Here is a 15,858-nt window from a genome sequence, read left to right on the forward strand (position 1 = left end):
CGGCCCCGATCGGACTGTCAGCCGTTGGCGAGAGTGAAGCGCTCCACGCCGCAGGCCGAGGTGGCCGGGTTGTTGTTGGTGTCGCCGCTGTAGGTGACCTGCCAGCGCCAGGTCCCGAGCGTGCTCGCGACGAAGGACGTGTTGGTCGTGCTGTACGTCCCGTTGCCGTTCACGGTCACCGTCTGCGTGTACGCCCCGGCGCCGGCGCAGGTCGCGTCAGCAGGAGCGAACAGCTTGAACGTGATCGTGCCCGTCGGAGTGAGGGCGCCGCTGATCGTGGCGTCGTCGTTCGGGATCAGGTTCGGTGCAGTGCTGATCGCCGGGCTCTTCTTGGTCACGACGAGGTGCTCACTGGTGCACACGCTCGTCGCCCCGTTGTTGTTGGCGTCGCCGCTGTACACGGCCTGCCAGTAGTAGTCGCCCGCGGTGTTGAACGTGATCGCGTTGGAGTCAGGCACGACGCCGTTCGTCACGTTCACCGTGCCGGCACTCTGCGCGCCGGTCGAGCAAGCGTTGTCGGTGTAGACCGTGTAGGTCACGGTCCCGCCGGCGTTCGCCGTGGCGTTGCTCAGCGTCGCCGAGTCGTGAACGCTGCCGCCGACCTCGACGGTCGCGGCCGACAAGGTGGTCGCGATGGTCGGCGACTTCTTGGTCACGACCAGATGCTCACTGGTGCAGACGCTGGTTGCCGGGTCGTTGTTCGAGTCCCCGCTGTAGGCGGCCTGCCAGTAGAAGTCACCGGTCGAGTTGAAGGTGACCGCGTCGGAGTCGGGCACGACACCGTTCGTCACCGTCTTGGTCCCCGCGTCCGCGAAGCTCGTGGAGCAGGTGGAGTCGGAGTACACGGTGTAGGTCACCGTTCCACCGGCGTTCGCCGTCGCTCCGGTCAGGGTCGAGGAGTCGTGCACTGTGCCTCCGACCACGACCGTATCTGCCGACAGCGTGGTGGTGATGGCCGGCTGCTTGTTGATGTGGTTGGTGTAGGTGCAGTCGACCACGCCCTCAGGCGCCATCGTGATGTTCGTTGTCGCACCACTGAGCGAGTAGCTGGTCCCGGTACCGGTCGCGGTACAGGCGAGGTTCTTCAGCGTCCAGCCGGTCGGCAGGGTCGACTCGGTCACGCTGTAGTTGCCGGCCTGGACCTGGGTCGCGCTGCTGTAGGTCTGCATGCCACCGTTGGACAGGTTGAACGTCGAGGGGCTGAGTCCACCGGTTGTGGTGTAGCCGAACGAGGCGTCGCCGTTCTCGGTGACCTTGCGGATGATGATCTTGCCGCAGTTCGCGATGTTCACCGGCTGCGGTGCGACGAAGTCCTTGACCTCGGCCGGGAACGACGCCGACGAGCGGCTCTTCAGGAACGCGCTGCCGAACGCGGTGCACTGACCGGCCGGGAAGATTCCGGCATCGGTCATGTTGATGGCTGCCTCACCGAACTCCAGTCCGGCGAGAGTCCCACCGGCGATCGGTTCGGTGATGGTGCCGGCGTTGACCGCACCTTCGGCGAAACCGGCGGCGCTGAGGTCGACCCGCTGGCCCCAGCACGGCAGGGAGTTCGCCGAGAAGCACTGGCTTGCCGCGCCCGTGGTGGTCCACTTGAGCAGGCCGAGTACGGGGTTGCCGCCACCGTTGGTGAAATCGAAGGTGATCAGCAGGTCGCCGGCGCTCCGGTTGAGCGTCTTCTGGCCGGTCGTGGTCAGGTTCGGCTGCGCCAGTTTGTTGATCTCGAAGTCCATGTTGGCCGAACCGAGGACGTTCGACCGCTCCCATGCCAAGTACAGGTAGACCTTGCCGTTGGCTGCGGTCTCGCTGGCGACGTAGAAGCGTGTGAGGTCGCTCTTCTGCGGCGGAATCGAACCGGTGACCACGGTGACGTTCGGGTCGTCTTCCTTCGTGCCTTGACCGAACGAGTTGTCGGACGAACCGCTGGTCAGGTCGTCGCCGCGGACACGGTTCGGGGCGTTCACCCAGTCGGTGTTTCCGCCGGTGTTGACGATCATGTTGCCGTCGTTGCCTTCGAAGCTGCTCCCGGCCAGGTTCGCGTTGGCGTTCGGCACCAAGGCCGCCGCCAGCAGCGCGACGCCGGACGCGAGGATCAGGGGACGCCGGAAACGCCGAAGCGTCCGCGGCTCTGTTCGCGATGTCACGGTGGTGTGCCCTTCTGTTTGAGCACGAAACTGCGGTACTGCGGTCGTGTCCGGGGAGCGATAGGGAGCAGAGAGGCTTACTCGTGCGGACGCGGCTTCGTCCTGCCGTCAGCAGAACGGCGGCCGGCGGATCGACGGCGTGATCGGGGCGGCATGGACGCGCCCGCGATCGCCGGGTGCACGCCGCAAACACGGCGGAGCACGGCCGGTCGGCCGGACCTCGTCCGGCGCACGTCGACGGCCCATGGGTCCCCCCACCTGGAACGTCGCCGGCCTCGGGTCCCCACCCCAAGCGACGCTCCGTCACGATCAGCGTCACCCACGTAAGCGCTACCCCCAGCACCACGATCACGAGGCGTTATGAAGCTACACCCACCCCCCACCGCCAGCAAGACATCGCACCGATGCCCAGGGCAAGAAATGAAACCCGCGCCACCGCACCCGCCTCGGCACAGTGCACTTTCGCGGCTACTACCGGCGGTCGCGAACTACCGCCCGCGTTCACCTACCGGCACAGCGCCACGGCCCACCACGGACGCGTGGGTCAGATTCTTTCGGGCTTCAGGTCGGGGTCTCCCATGTCAGGGTCGAAGGGGAACAGGGGCCGTTGTACACCGTGGTGGCCCAGGCGGAGGAGGTCCTGGTCCACGCCGCCTGGGGTGAGCGCAAGGAGCCAATCGGCGGCGAGGTTGTAGAGCTCTGGTTCGAGGTAGCCGATCTTGACGATGACCAGGTCGGTGGTCGCGGGGTCGAGGCCGAGGAGGGTGAAGTCGGCGATGTGGTGGTACGGCTTGCGGCGGGTGGTGAGGATCGAGTGCAGGCCGCCGACCTGCACGACCGCGACAGTCCCGCCGACGGGATCCTCGGAGATCGAGAACACGGTGCCGGACAGCACGACCGGGCCCGCGGGGCCGGAGTCGACCTTGCCGCCGGCGGTGACCTCGACCGGGTTGCCGACGCCGGCGGCGACGCAGGCGGCGACCGCCTCGGCGTCGGCGATGCTGGCGTGGATCGCGGTGGCCTTGCCGGAGGTCAGTTCCTCGATCGTGAGCAGCTCACCGAGGGTCCACGACGTGTCACCGGCGCCGCCCGCCGTCGGGTTGTCGCCGGAGTCGCTGATCAGGAACGGCCGCGCGGTGGAAGCGAGCCCGGCCGCAACGCACTCGTGCAGGGTTCCGGTGGGCGCCACGAACTCGAACCCGTCCCGGGCGTCCCAGTACGCCCGCGCCAACTCGGCAGCGCGCTCGGTGATCAGCGCGTCGTCGTCGCCGGTGACGACGACGGCGGCCCGGCACCGCGGCTCGTCGGCCCACGCGTACCCGACCCACACGGCCGCGTCCAGAACGCCAGGTTCGTCCGCGATCTCGCCGACGCGCTGGTAGATCGACTTGGCCGGCTCGAGCCGCGTCGAGGTCTTCTCACCCGGCAGCAGCACCGGCACCTGCACCCACGCCTTCCCCGGCTTCCCGAGCCCGGACCGGACCCGCTCGACCAGGTTCCGCAGGGCGCGTTCGCGGCTCTCCATCGCGTCCTCGTGCGGCGCCATCCGGTAGCAGGTGATGAGGTCGACCGCCGTACCGAGCTCGCGGGACACGTTGCCGTGCAGGTCCATCGATGCGGACACCAGCACGTCAGGGCCGAGCACAGCCCGGATCCGCGTGGCCAGGTCGGCCTCCGCGTCCTGTCGCCCGACGACGCTCATCGCGCCGTGGATGTCGAAGAAGAACCCGTCCAGCTCACCGGCACTCTCGAGGCGCGTGATGATCTCGGCGGACAGGTCGTCGTACACCTCCGGCAGAACCGCTCCGCCGGGCAGGGAGCGTGCGTGCAGCAGCGGGACCCACTCGATCCCCTGCGCCCAGTCCTTGCCGAGGAAGTCGTACCGCTCCAGGATGCGGTCACCGCGGCGGACGTCGAAGTCGGCGAGGCCGGCCCGGTGTGGCGAGAACGTGCTGGACTCGATGGCGATCCCGGCGATGCCGATCCGAAGGTTCATGTCTAAAACCTGCCACAACCGAGCCGTTTCGCGCACGGCCTAACTCCGCATCTGGACACTGGGTCAGCGAAGGTCGGGTGGTGGGGCCGTTGAGGCCCGGGGGGTAAGGGTGGTGGCCAGTTCCACGTGCAGGGCCTCTAGGGCGTGGCGGTCCAGGAGGCGGATGAGGAGGCTGACGGCCATCCGGCCCATCTCCTGCAGGGGCTGGCGGACCGTGGTGAGCTGAGGGGTCGTGGCGCGGCTGAGGTCGAGGTCGTCGAAGCCGGCGATCGACACATCGCCGGGCACTGACAGGCCGCGCTCATGAGCGGCTTGGAGCGCTCCGACGGCGGCCTTGTCGTTGAAGGCGACCAGCGCCGTCGGGCGGGGATCGAGGTCGAGCAGATCGCCCGCGGCGCGGTAGCCGTGCTGCGTGGTCGGCTGGTCGTGGCGGATGAGCGAGGGGTCGGGCAGGATGCCGGCGTCGGCGAGGGCCGCGGAATGACCGCTGAGCCGGGCATCGGCAGCGAGCCACTCCCGCGGGCCGGCGATCACGCCGATCCGGGTGTGCCCCAGCCCGGTCAGGTACGTCGTGAGTTGCCGCGCGCCCGAGTGGTGGGCAGCGGACACGGACGGGATGTCGGGCGGAAGCGCCGTCCGCGGGTCCACGACGACGAACGGGAAACGGCGCGCACTCAGCCGGACCAGCTCGTCACTCGACTCCGGCGGAAGAATCAGAATCGCGCCGGCGAGTGAGCGCTGGGCGGGCAGCCGGCCGAGCACGCGCTCGTGCTGCGCGGCCTCGCCGGCGTTCAGGACAACTTGCCGGCCGTGACGGTCGAGCGTCTCGGCGATCGACGAGACGATCAGCCCGAAGTAGTCGGTGAGCACGTACGGACACCGCACGTAGACGGCTCCGTCGACCGGTTTCGCCGTACCGCCACGCGGTGCGGGGGCGCGCAGGCCGAGTTCCTCGATCGCCTGCTCGACGAGCTGCCGGGTCTCGGGCGCCACGCTGCCCGCCTGGTTCAGGACGCGGGACACCGTCGCGATCGACACCCCGGTCGCCGCCGCGACGTCCCGAACGGTCGCTTTAGCACGTGGCATTTGTTACATCCGTCTGTTTCACGCTCAGCACTCTAAACCCACGCTCCCAGACCTTGACAGTCCTCGGCGGCGAGCGTTTTCTGTGGCCGTTTGTTTCATCCCTGAGGAGTGCGATGAGAACACCCGTCTTCGGCGTCGCCCTTGCTCTCGCGGCGGCATCACTCACCGGGCCCGCCCAGGCCCAGCCCCCGACGACCCAGGTCCAGGTCTGGGTCACCACACCGGACCGCGCCGAGTTGCTGCACGAGCGCGCGCCGGTCACCTTCCACGACGGCGCGAGCGACCGGACCACGATCACGGTCGACCCGCGCACGACGTACCAGACCATGGACGGCTTCGGCGCCTCGATCACCGACTCGTCCGCCGACGTCCTGTACCGGCTCAGCCCGGCCGATCGCGAGCAGACGATGCGGTCGCTGTTCGACCCGCGACAGGGCATCGGCGTCAGCTTCCTGCGGCAGCCCGTCGGCTCGTCCGACTTCACGGCAGCGGCCGAGCACTACACGTACGACGACGTACCCGCGGGCCGGACGGACTTCGGACTGCGGCACTTCAGCATCGCCCACGACGAGCAGCAGGTGCTGCCGCTGCTCCGCCGCGCGAAGCAGCTCAACCCGCAGCTCAAGGTGATGGCCACGCCGTGGAGCCCGCCGGCCTGGATGAAGACCGGCGACTCACTCGTCGGCGGCCGCCTCAGGGACGACCCGAAGGTGTACGACGCGTACGCGCGCTACCTGGTGAAGTTCGTGCAGGCGTACACGCGGGCCGGCGTACCTGTCGACTTCCTCTCGATCCAGAACGAGCCGCAGAACCGCAAGCCGAGCGCGTACCCCGGCACGGACCTGCCGGTCCGCCAGGAAGCGGCAGTGATCACCGCCCTGGGTCCGCTGCTGCAGGAGGTCAGCCCGCGGACCAAGATCCTCGGCTACGACCACAACTGGACCACGCACCCCGGCGACATCGCCTCCACCCCGCCCGGTGAGGACCCGGAGACCGACTACCCGTACAAGCTGCTGCGGACCTCGGCGGCGAAGTGGATCGCGGGTACGGCGTACCACTGCTACTCCGGCGACCCGTCCAAGCAGACCGACCTGCACAAGGCCTTCCCGTCGAAGGGGATCTGGTTCACCGAGTGCTCCGGCTCGCACGGGCCGAACGACACCCCACCGCAGATCTTCCGCGGCACGCTCACCTGGCATGCCCGCACGCTGATGCTCGGTACGACGCGGAACTGGGCGAAGTCGGTCGTGAACTGGAACATCGCCCTCGACTCGACCGGCGGCCCGCACCTCGGCGGCTGCGACACGTGCACCGGCCTGGTGACCCTGCAGCCGGACGGCACGGTGTCGACGGACGCGGAGTACTACACGATCGGCCACCTGTCGAAGTTCGTGAAGCCGGGCGCGGTGCGGATCGCAAGCACGTCGTACGGGACGACCGGGTGGAACGGGCAGCTGATGTCGGCCGCGTTCCGCAACCCGGACGGTACGACGGCGCTCCTTGTCCACAACGAGAACGACGATCCGCGCTCGTTCGCTGTGGCGCTCGGAGACGAGACCTTCGAGTACGAACTGCCAGGCGGGTCGATCGCGACCTTCACCTGGGGACGGACGGCAGCGGACGCGCCGCAGCAGTTGACGCCGCAGAGCGCGTCGGCGAGCATCAACGGAGCCGATGCCGGTCTGCTGATCGACGCGGACGGATCGACCGTGTGGCAGAGCAAGACGGCGCAGGCACCAGGTCAGTGGGTGCAGGTGGACCTGGGGAAGGCACAGACGTTCCGGCAGGTCGCGTTGGACAGCGGCGGGAACATCGGTGACTACGCGCACGGCCATACGGTTGCTGTCAGCAACGACGGGAGCAGCTGGCGGACCGTTGCCACTGGTACGTCGAGCAGTCAGCTGACGACGGCCGAGTTGCCGCTTACGCGGGCACGGTACATCCGGGTCACGCAGAACGGCACTGCCGGTAACTGGTGGAGCCTCGCGGATCTGCGGGTCTACCGCTGAGCTTCGATCCAGCACGCGACCGCGGCCACCTGCTCATTGCTCGCAGCAATGATCTGCAGGCCCACGGGAAGGCCGTCAGCCGGGATCGGCAGGCTGACGGCCACGTGCCTGGTGAGGTTCGCCAGGCGGGTGTTGTTCAGTAGTTGCCGGCGTACGTCGGCGTCGGGGGTGGTGAGTGGCGGGGCTGTGGTGAGGACTGTCGGGGTGATGACCGCGTCGACCGTGGCCAGCACCGCGTCGAGCTCGGCCGTGATCGCTGCTGCTTGTTCTTTGGCTCGCTCGTACTCGGCCGGCTGCACCAGCGCGGCTTCGCGCAGGCGCTGGCGGACGTCTGGCTGGTAGCTGTCCTGAATCCGGTCCTTGTGGTTGGCAACCGCTTCCGGGCCTTGCAGATTCGCAGCTGTGGAGAAACTTGTGGACCAATCGGGCAGCTGCACGTCAACTGTGTCGAGTTTCTCCACAGCCGCCAGCCAGGCACTGCGAACCTCAGGACTGAGGTGTAGGTACTCAGCGTTCGTCACGATGCCGAGGCGAGACCGAGCGCTGGGCTCGGGGGTCGTGGTTTCGGTCAGGGCAGTCAGGGCGTAGCTGGCGTCTCTGGCAGTGCGGGTCAGGAAGCCGACGTGGTCGAGGGTCTGGGACAGGGGGAAGACGCGGTCGGTCGGCAGCGTGTTGTAGGTCGGTTTGAAGCCGACGACTCCACACAGCGCGGCCGGGATGCGTACTGAGCCCGCAGTGTCCGTCCCGATCGCGAGCGGGACGACCCCGGCCGCCACCGCGGCTGCTGAGCCCGAGCTGGAGCCGCCAGTCATCCGCGACGGGTCGTGCGGGTTGCGGCACGGGCCGACGCGGTTCGACGTGCCGGTACAGCCGTACGCGAACTCATGGGTGTGCGAGAGGCCGATCACGATCGCCCCCGCGGCGCGCAACCGGCGTACGACCTCGGCGTCCTGGCGAGCGACCTCGTCCATCGACGCGGACCCGCAGCGGTACGGCAGGCCTTCGACCTCGACGATCTCCTTCACCAGCACGGGCACCCCGGCGAGCGCACCCGTGCGGTCGTGCACCGCGGCCGCCTTGCGCGCACCGTCCACGTCGAGGTGCACGATGGCGTTCAGGTGCGCCACGGCAGCCGCACGCGTCAACGCGTCCTCGACCAGCAGCACCGGATCCAGCACGCCGGCCCGCACCAGCGCGGCAGTCTCCTCCAACGTCCTCACTCGCCCATCAGACCACGGAGAGGAAACGGAAACAGGAGCGTCACGCCGTGTTGCTACCGTCCGATGGCATGGTGATCGAGGGAGTGGAACTGCGGCCGGCACCGCCGACGGACGCGGAAGTACTGGCCCTGACCACGGCGCAACAGGCCGAACTGGCGGCGATGTACGGCGAGGACCAGCCGCTCGTCGCGCTGCATCCCGACATCGCGTTCACGCTGCTCACGCTGGATGGAGCACCGGTCGGCTGCGTCGGCCTGCAACCGGTCGCGCCGGGCGTCGGCGAGATCAAACGGATGTACGTCGCTCCCTCCGCGCGCGGCTGGGGCCTGTCCCGCATCCTGCTCGAGGCCGTCGAGGCGTCGGCCCGCACCGGCGGAATGACCCGGCTCCGCCTCGAAACCGGCACCAAGCAGGTCGAAGCGATCGCCCTCTACACGAACCACGGCTACCGCCCCACCCCGCCGTACCCGCCCTTCGAGAACGAGATCGCCTCGCTCTGCTACGCGAAGGACATCTAGAGGTTCAGCACCAGGTCGTCGCCGTCGCGGTGAAAGCCGAGGTTCTTCAGGTACGGCGTGGAGTCGCGCATCCGGGGCGACGCGAGGACCTGTCGGAACCCGCGATCGGTGAAGACGTCACTGCGCCGGTAGACGAACTCACCCGGCGTGAAGTCGCGGTACTTCGGGACCGCGTAGTCGAGATCGATCTGCGCCCGGCCGTCGCCGGCATCGTGTGCGAGGACGACGCCGACGGTGCGGTCGCCGTGCTGCACCAGGAACGCGTACTGGCTGGTGCCGGGCGTGAAACCGGGGTTGAACCGGGTGATCTCCTTCTGGTGCCGGTCGAGGATGTAGCCGAGGTACTCGTCGGACTCGTCCACCTGCAGCACCTGGTACTCCTTCTCGTCGTGCCGGTGCCGGAGCAGCCGCCACAGGTGCACGACGTTGATGACCGCGAGCACCGCGTTCATGCCGACCATCGGCCACACGCCGACCACGGCGTTGAACCCGACCAGGATCACGCAGCCGACCAGGTTCAGGACCCGCAGCCGCAGGATCCGGGTCTGCAGCAGTGACAACACGACGAGCGCGGATCCGCCCCACCCGATGATGCTCCACACGTCCACACGGCGAGACTAGGGCCTGTGAGCGATTTCCTGTTGCTGGACGGCACCCGGTCACCGGCGGTCGACGCGACGTTGCTGCGAGCAACGGCGTACGGGCATTTCACGTCGATGCAGGTGCGCGACGGGCACGTCGACGGGCTGGAGCTGCACTTCGAGCGCCTGGACCGCAGCACGCGGGAGGTCTTCGGGCAGCCGTTGCCCGAGGATCGGGTCCGTCGCGACCTGCAGGCGGCGCTCGAGCAGGCAGGTACCGGCGATCTCTCGATCCGCGTCAACGTCTTCGCCACCGACGAGCTTCACCTGCTGATCCGAGTCGGCCCGCCGGTCCCGGCCGGCACCGAGCCGCTGCGTCTGCTTGCGTTCCAGCACGAGCGCGGTGTCCCGCACCTGAAGCACACCGGCACCTTCGACCTCACCTACTACGCCCGCAAGGCCGAACGGTCCGGCTACGACGACGCCGTCTTCTACAGCGCGACCGGCGAGATCTCCGAAGCCTCGATCTGGAACATCTGCTTCGCCCGCGGGCCGCACCTCGTCTTCCCGTCGGCGCCGGCACTCCCTGGCATCCGCCAGCAGGTTCTCCAACGCGGCCTGGACGACTACACCACCATGCCGGTCCCGCTGGCCGACCTGACGACGTACGACGCCGCGTACCTCACCAACTCGATCGACCCGGCGCTCCCGGTCGCCTCGATCACCACGCAGGACGGCACCGCAACGTACGAGCCGCACCCGATCTCGGCGGACACCATCGCGAAGGCCTACGCGGCCGTCCCCGCGCAACCGATCAGGAGCGGTTCGACCACCAGGTGAGGAGCTCTTCCCGGGCGCGGTCCTCGCCGAGCGGGCCCTGGTCGAGGCGGAGGTCCATGAGGAACTTGTAGGCCTCGCCGACGTCGCGGCCCGGCGGGATGCCGAGGATCTCCATGATCTGGTTGCCGTCGAGGTCGGGGCGCAGGGCGTCGAGCTCCTCCTGCTCCTGCAAGCGTTCGATGCGTTCCTCGAGGTCGTCGTACGCGGCCCGCAGCGAGTCCGCCTTGCGGCGGTTGCGGGTCGTGCAATCCGCCCGGGTCAGGATGTGCAGCCGGTCGAGCTGGTCGCCGGCATCGCGGACGTAGCGGCGGACCGCGGAGTCCGTCCACTCGCCGTCGCCGTACCCGTGGAAGCGCAGGTGCAGCTCGATCAGCTTGCTGACCTGGTCGATCTGCTCGTTGCTGAACCGCAGCGCCTTCATCCGCTTGCGGGCCAGCTTGGCCCCGACCACGTCGTGGTGATGGAACGTCACTTTGCCGCCGGCTTCGTTCCGCTTCGTCTTCGGTTTACCGATGTCATGGATCAGCGCCGCGAACCGAACGACGAAATCCGGCGTCGAAACAGAGAGACGAGACTCCAGATCGATGGCCTGATCGAGGACGGTGAGCGAGTGCTGGTAGACGTCCTTGTGCCGATGGTGCTCGTCGACCTGGAGCTTCAGGGCCGGCAGCTCGGGCAGCACGTGCTCGGCCAAGCCGGTCGAGACCAGCAGGTCGAGCCCGATCCGCGGGTGATCGGAGCAGATCAGCTTCTCCAGTTCGTCCCGGACCCGCTCGGCGGACACGATCGTGATCCGGTCGGCCATCGCGGTCATCGCCGCGACCACGGCCAGGTCCGGCGTGAAGCCGAGCTGTGCGGCGAACCGGGCCGCCCGCATCATCCGCAGCGGGTCGTCGGAGAACGAGTCCTCCGGTGTCCCGGGCGTCCGGATCCGGCGGTTCGCGACGTCCTCGATCCCGCCGTACGGGTCGATGAACTGCCGCGACGGCAGCCGGACCGCCATCGCGTTCATCGCGAAGTCCCGGCGGGCCAGATCGCCCTCCAGGGAGTCGCCGTAGGCCACCTCCGGTTTGCGCGAGGTGGGATCGTAGGTTTCCGACCTGTAGGTCGTGATCTCCAGGACCCACTCACCCTTGCGACAACCGATGGTGCCGAACGCCTTGCCGATATCCCAGACATGGTCCGCCCAGCCGGACAGCAACCGCTCGATCACGTCCGGGTGCGCTGACGTGGTGAAGTCCAGATCCTTGCTCCCCCGGCCGAGGAGAATGTCCCGGACCGGACCGCCGACCAGCGCGATCTCGTGGCCCGCGGCGGTGAACCGGGATCCCAGTTCGTCGACGACCGGAGCGAGTTGCAGCAGGGCCTGGACGGCGCGCTGCTGTACCGCGGACAACGATCCGGCTGAGGCTGACTGGTCGGCAAAGGGTGACACGGGGAACTAGGTTACGGTGACGGCGTGTTCAGACGGCGACTGAGGCTCCCAGCGGTGCTGGGCGCTTGCCTGTTGGTTGCTGCTTCGGCAGCGACCCTGGCCGCTCCGGCCGAGGCCGCGCCGAGCGACGAGCCGACCGTCCAGGTCACGATCGACTCGTTCGGCCCGGCCGCGCCGAAGGTCGGCGAGCAGGTCGTGATCAAGGGCCGGGTGACGAACACCAGCTCGGTGACGTTCGACGACCCGCAGGCCCTGGCCTGTATCGGCCGGACGCGGCTGGCCAGCACCGCCGCCCTGGACGCGATCCCCACCGAGCAGAACGTCCCGATGAACGACCGGGACAGCTGCCGCAACCTGACGAACGACGAGCAGACCTTCCAGCCGTTCGAGCAGCCACTGGCGCCGAAGCAGACGGTCGAGTTCACCTTGACGGTGCCGTGGAAGGAATGGCGGATCAACGACCATACCGGCGTGTACGTCGTCGGCGTCACGTTCCGCGGCAAGCCGCCGAACAGCGAGCGTGTGATGGCCGGCCGGGCCCGCACCCTGATGCCGGTGCTCGGCCAGGAGCCGCTGACCCGATCGGTCAACACCGCGCTCGTCGTACCGCTGCGGCACCGCCCGACCCAGCTCGGCGGCAAGAACTTCGCCAACGAGTCGCTGGCCCGGTCCCTGGCTCCGTCCGGGTCGCTCGGCCGGCTGCTCGCGCTCGGCCGGCAGCACAAGGTGACCTGGCTGGTCGACCCGGCGATGCTCGACGAGATCCGGCAGATCGCCACGGAGTATGTGGTGGTCGGCGAGAATGGACAGGCCACGCCCGGCACCGGCAAGGCCGTTGCGACCGCCTGGCTCAAGGAGTTCGAGGCCGGCCGGGCCCGCGGCAACCAGATCGTGCTGCTGCCGTACGGCGACCCGGACGTGGCCGGCCTCGTGGACTCCGGCGACCCGCTGAAGAAGCTGGTCGCCCGGGCCCGGACGAAGACCGAGCGGTCCGGCGGCGAGCTGGCCCCCGGATTCACCAACGGCCTCTGGCTCGAAGGCGGCGGCGCCGCGAGCCGCTACCTGGCTGCCGCGGCCGGCGGGTTCCCGGGCTCCACCCCCGACGACCTGAACCTGGTCAGCAGCTCCTCGTGGTCGGCTGCCACGCGGCCGGTCCTGACCACCACCCCCGTGTACAACGTCCTCACGCCGGGCGGCACGCATCGCGCGGAGCGCACGGTGATCGCCGACTCGTCCCTGACCGCCGGCGGCCCCGACCCGGAGACCGCCGAGAGTCCGCTCCAGGTGCGGCAGCGGTTCGCGGCCGTCACCGCGCTGATCGCGGCTGCGGGCAAGAGCACCGCTTCGGTGGTCGTCGCGCCGCCGCGCGGCTGGGACAGTGACGGCGTCGCGACCGCCACGCTCGCGGGCAGCCTCTCGCTGCCCTGGATCAAGGCCACCGACGTCGCCGGCGTGGTGGCGGCCAACCCGCGACCGCAGGACACCAAGGCACCGGCCGCGCCGAAGACGAACGGCGTACTCACCGAGTCCCACCTGCAGAGCGTCAAGGACCTCGACGAGGCCACCACGACGATGCAGGACCTGCTCGTCGACGGGACCGCGCTGCCCGAGGTGATGACGCAGGCGCTGCTCCGGTCCACGTCCTCCGGCTGGAACGGTCACCCGGAGGAGGCGCGGCACTTCACCGCGATCGAGCTCGGCTCCGCCAACCAGCAGCTGGGCAAGGTGCACCTGGTGAACGCGAGCGTCGACCGCGGGCTGCGCAAGGAGATCAAGGTCAACCTGGCCGGCAGCAAGGGCACGTTCCCGCTGACGATCACCAACGAGACCGACTGGTCGGTCCGGGTGGGCATCGTGGTCACCTCGGTGAACCGGTCCGACCTGAAGATCAGGACGCCGCAGACCGTCGTGCTCGGTCCCGGTCAGAAGTGGACGCCGCGGATCAACGCGAGCGCCGAGCAGAACGGTCTGATCCGCGCGAACGCCCAGGTGACGAACGCGGCCGGCAATCCGGTGGGCAAGTCCCAGGAACTGCTGATCCAGGCCAGCCAGTACGGCAGCGTCGGCTGGATCCTGGTCGGCGCGGCCTGCGCCCTGCTGTTCGGTACGTCGTTCGTCCGCATCTACCGCCGGGTCCGCACCGAGCGCCGCACCACGGCCGCCGCGAGCGCCACGGCCGGCGCCGCCGACGCGGCGGAGACGACCGAGACGACGGGTCCGGCCGGCCCCCCTGATCCCGCCCACGATCGCCCCGGGACGGACGGCGTCGCCGAAGCCCCGGACGCGTCCCTGAAAGAAGGAGTCGGTTCGAAGGATGGCTGACCGCACCCTGCGCTCCGCGGCGGTGATGGCAGCCGGAACGGTGCTGTCCCGCCTGCTCGGATTCGTCCGGATCGCCCTGCTCGCGGCCGCCATCGGCACCGCGCTGCGCGGCGACATCTTCACCGCCGCGAACACCATCCCGAACAGCCTGTACATCCTGCTCGCCGGCGGTGTGTTCAACACCGTGCTGGTCCCGCAACTGGTGCGGGCGATCAAGAACCACGACGACGGCGGCCAGGATTTCACCAACCGGTTGCTGACCTTCGGCTTCGTCGTGCTCGCGGTCGTCACGGTCGCCTGTGTGCTGGCGGCGCCGGCGATCGCCGAGCTCTACATGCCGAAGGAGCTGCACGAGCCGTCCCGGGCGATCGAGAAGGCGAACATGGTGATGTTCGTCCGCCTGTGCCTGCCGCAGATCTTCTTCTACGGCGCGTTCGTCCTGGTCGGGCAGGTGCTGAACGCGCGCCGCCGGTTCGGTCCGATGATGTGGGCGCCGATCGCGAACAACATCGTCGCGTGCGCCTCGATCGTGGTCTTCCTGTTCGTCTACCGCGTCGGCGACCCGCCCGCGACGTACAGCCACGGCGAGGAGCTGCTGCTCGGTCTCGGCCACACGGTCGGCATCGCCGTCCAGCTCCTGGTCCTGCTCCCGTACCTGCGGGCCAGCGGGCACTTCTACCGGCCGAAGTTCGGTCTCCGCGGTACCGGTCTGGGACACACTGCCCGATTGGGCATCTGGACGGTGCTGTTCGTGGCGGTCAACCAGGTGACCCTGGTCGTCGTCACCCGGCTCGCGATCGCCGGTACCGCCTCGGGCGACCCGGGCGCGAAGGCCGGTCTGTTCGCGTACAGCACCGCGATGCTGATCATCCTGGTGCCGCACGGCATCGTCACGGTCTCGCTCGCCACCGCCGCGCTGCCCCAGATGTCGGCGCTCGCGGCCGACGGCGACACGGCCGAGGTGGCGCAGTTGTCCGCCCGGTCGATCCGGCAGACGCTGGCGATCGTCGTACCGGCGGCGGCCGCGATGATCGCGTTCGCGTATCCGATCGTGACGATCATCGCCGGCTACGGCTCGGGCAAGAACAACCTGACGCTGATGTCGTACACGCTGATGACGCTCGCGCTCGGCATCGTGCCATTCACCATCCAGTACTTCCAGCTGCGCACGTTCTACGCCTTCGAGGACACCCGGACGCCGTTCTTCCTGCAGTGCGTGATCGCGGCGGCCAACATCGCGGCGGCCGTGATCGGGGTCCGGGTGCTGCTCGACCAGGCGCACCTCCGGTTCAGCGGTGTGGTCCTCGGCGCGGCGTACGCCCTCGCGTACCTGGTCGCCGTACTGATCTCCCGGCCGGTGCTGCGCCGCAAGGTGCCGCGGGTCCCGGGTGCCGGGATCGGCCTGCCGCTGCTCGCGATGGTGATCGCCGCGGTGGCCGGCGCCGGCGCCGGACGGGTCGTGCTCTGGGTGCTCGGCCTGGCGATCGACTGGTCCGGCCCGCTCGGCGCGGTCCTCGAGCTGGCGGTCGCGGGGGTCGTGATGCTGCCGGTGTACGCCGCGGTGGCCCGGGTACTCCGTATCCACGAAGTGAACGACGTGGTGTCCATGGTCACATCGAAGCTGCCGATCCGCCGCTGATCCGGACCGCTTGTGCGTTAGTGCACCACCTGTCCGGTCAGCGGGGCACTACGATGGGGCCTGCGATC

11 protein-coding genes are annotated in these 15,858 nt (G+C 69.0%); 5 read left to right on the forward strand and 6 right to left on the reverse strand.

The window, feature by feature from the left end; translation table 11 throughout:
- Positions 1–17 precede the first annotated feature (17 nt).
- From ACWEOO_RS19720 to ACWEOO_RS19730, 3 genes are all read right to left on the reverse strand, one after another.
- A complete protein-coding gene (locus ACWEOO_RS19720; RefSeq protein ID WP_452144210.1) occupies positions 18–2,144 on the reverse strand; it encodes a prealbumin-like fold domain-containing protein in 2,127 nt (708 codons plus the stop codon).
- A 544-nt stretch (positions 2,145–2,688) separates the two neighbouring features.
- Positions 2,689–4,140 carry a M81 family metallopeptidase gene (locus tag ACWEOO_RS19725; RefSeq protein WP_452144211.1) on the reverse strand — a complete coding sequence of 484 codons (1,452 nt, stop codon included), beginning with the start codon at positions 4,138–4,140 and terminating at the stop codon, positions 2,689–2,691.
- Positions 4,141–4,203: 63 nt separating this feature from the next.
- Positions 4,204–5,226: a LacI family DNA-binding transcriptional regulator gene (locus ACWEOO_RS19730; protein ID WP_452144212.1), complete on the reverse strand. Its 1,023-nt coding sequence runs from the start codon at positions 5,224–5,226 to the stop codon at positions 4,204–4,206.
- Between the two features lie 113 nt (positions 5,227–5,339).
- On the opposite strand from ACWEOO_RS19730, the gene ACWEOO_RS19735 reads away from it, so the two are divergent.
- Complete coding sequence (locus ACWEOO_RS19735; protein WP_452144213.1) at positions 5,340–7,235, forward strand: discoidin domain-containing protein; 1,896 nt, start codon at positions 5,340–5,342, stop codon at positions 7,233–7,235.
- On the opposite strand, the gene ACWEOO_RS19740 is transcribed toward ACWEOO_RS19735, so the two are convergent.
- Complete coding sequence (locus ACWEOO_RS19740; RefSeq protein ID WP_452144214.1) at positions 7,226–8,455, reverse strand: amidase; 1,230 nt, start codon at positions 8,453–8,455, stop codon at positions 7,226–7,228. The genes ACWEOO_RS19735 and ACWEOO_RS19740 overlap by 10 nt on opposite strands.
- Before the next feature lie 68 nt (positions 8,456–8,523).
- Between ACWEOO_RS19740 and ACWEOO_RS19745 the strand changes: the two genes are divergently transcribed.
- Positions 8,524–8,973, forward strand: coding sequence for a GNAT family N-acetyltransferase (locus tag ACWEOO_RS19745; protein WP_452144215.1), 450 nt, complete (start codon positions 8,524–8,526; stop codon positions 8,971–8,973).
- Here the strand turns inward: ACWEOO_RS19745 and ACWEOO_RS19750 are convergent.
- A complete protein-coding gene (locus ACWEOO_RS19750) occupies positions 8,970–9,581 on the reverse strand; it encodes a hypothetical protein (protein ID WP_452144216.1) in 612 nt (203 codons plus the stop codon). The two genes, ACWEOO_RS19745 and ACWEOO_RS19750, sit on opposite strands and share 4 nt — an antisense overlap.
- Positions 9,582–9,599: 18 nt before the next feature.
- Here ACWEOO_RS19750 and ACWEOO_RS19755 point away from each other — a divergent pair, with 18 nt between their 5' ends.
- On the forward strand, positions 9,600–10,394 hold the full coding sequence (locus ACWEOO_RS19755) for an aminotransferase class IV (protein ID WP_452144217.1): 795 nt from the start codon (positions 9,600–9,602) through the stop codon (positions 10,392–10,394).
- On the opposite strand, the gene ACWEOO_RS19760 is transcribed toward ACWEOO_RS19755, so the two are convergent.
- A complete protein-coding gene (locus ACWEOO_RS19760; RefSeq protein ID WP_452144218.1) occupies positions 10,369–11,829 on the reverse strand; it encodes a CCA tRNA nucleotidyltransferase in 1,461 nt (486 codons plus the stop codon). The genes ACWEOO_RS19755 and ACWEOO_RS19760 overlap by 26 nt on opposite strands.
- A 24-nt stretch (positions 11,830–11,853) precedes the next feature.
- On the opposite strand from ACWEOO_RS19760, the gene ACWEOO_RS19765 reads away from it, so the two are divergent.
- Positions 11,854–14,151 (forward strand): hypothetical protein, encoded by a 2,298-nt coding sequence (locus ACWEOO_RS19765; protein ID WP_452144219.1) that lies wholly within the window; start codon positions 11,854–11,856, stop codon positions 14,149–14,151.
- On the forward strand, positions 14,144–15,790 hold the full coding sequence (gene murJ / locus ACWEOO_RS19770) for a murein biosynthesis integral membrane protein MurJ (RefSeq protein WP_452144220.1): 1,647 nt from the start codon (positions 14,144–14,146) through the stop codon (positions 15,788–15,790). The genes ACWEOO_RS19765 and murJ overlap by 8 nt, the downstream gene beginning before the upstream one ends.
- Positions 15,791–15,858 lie beyond the last annotated feature (68 nt).

Source organism: Kribbella sp. NPDC004138, from assembly GCF_053603655.1.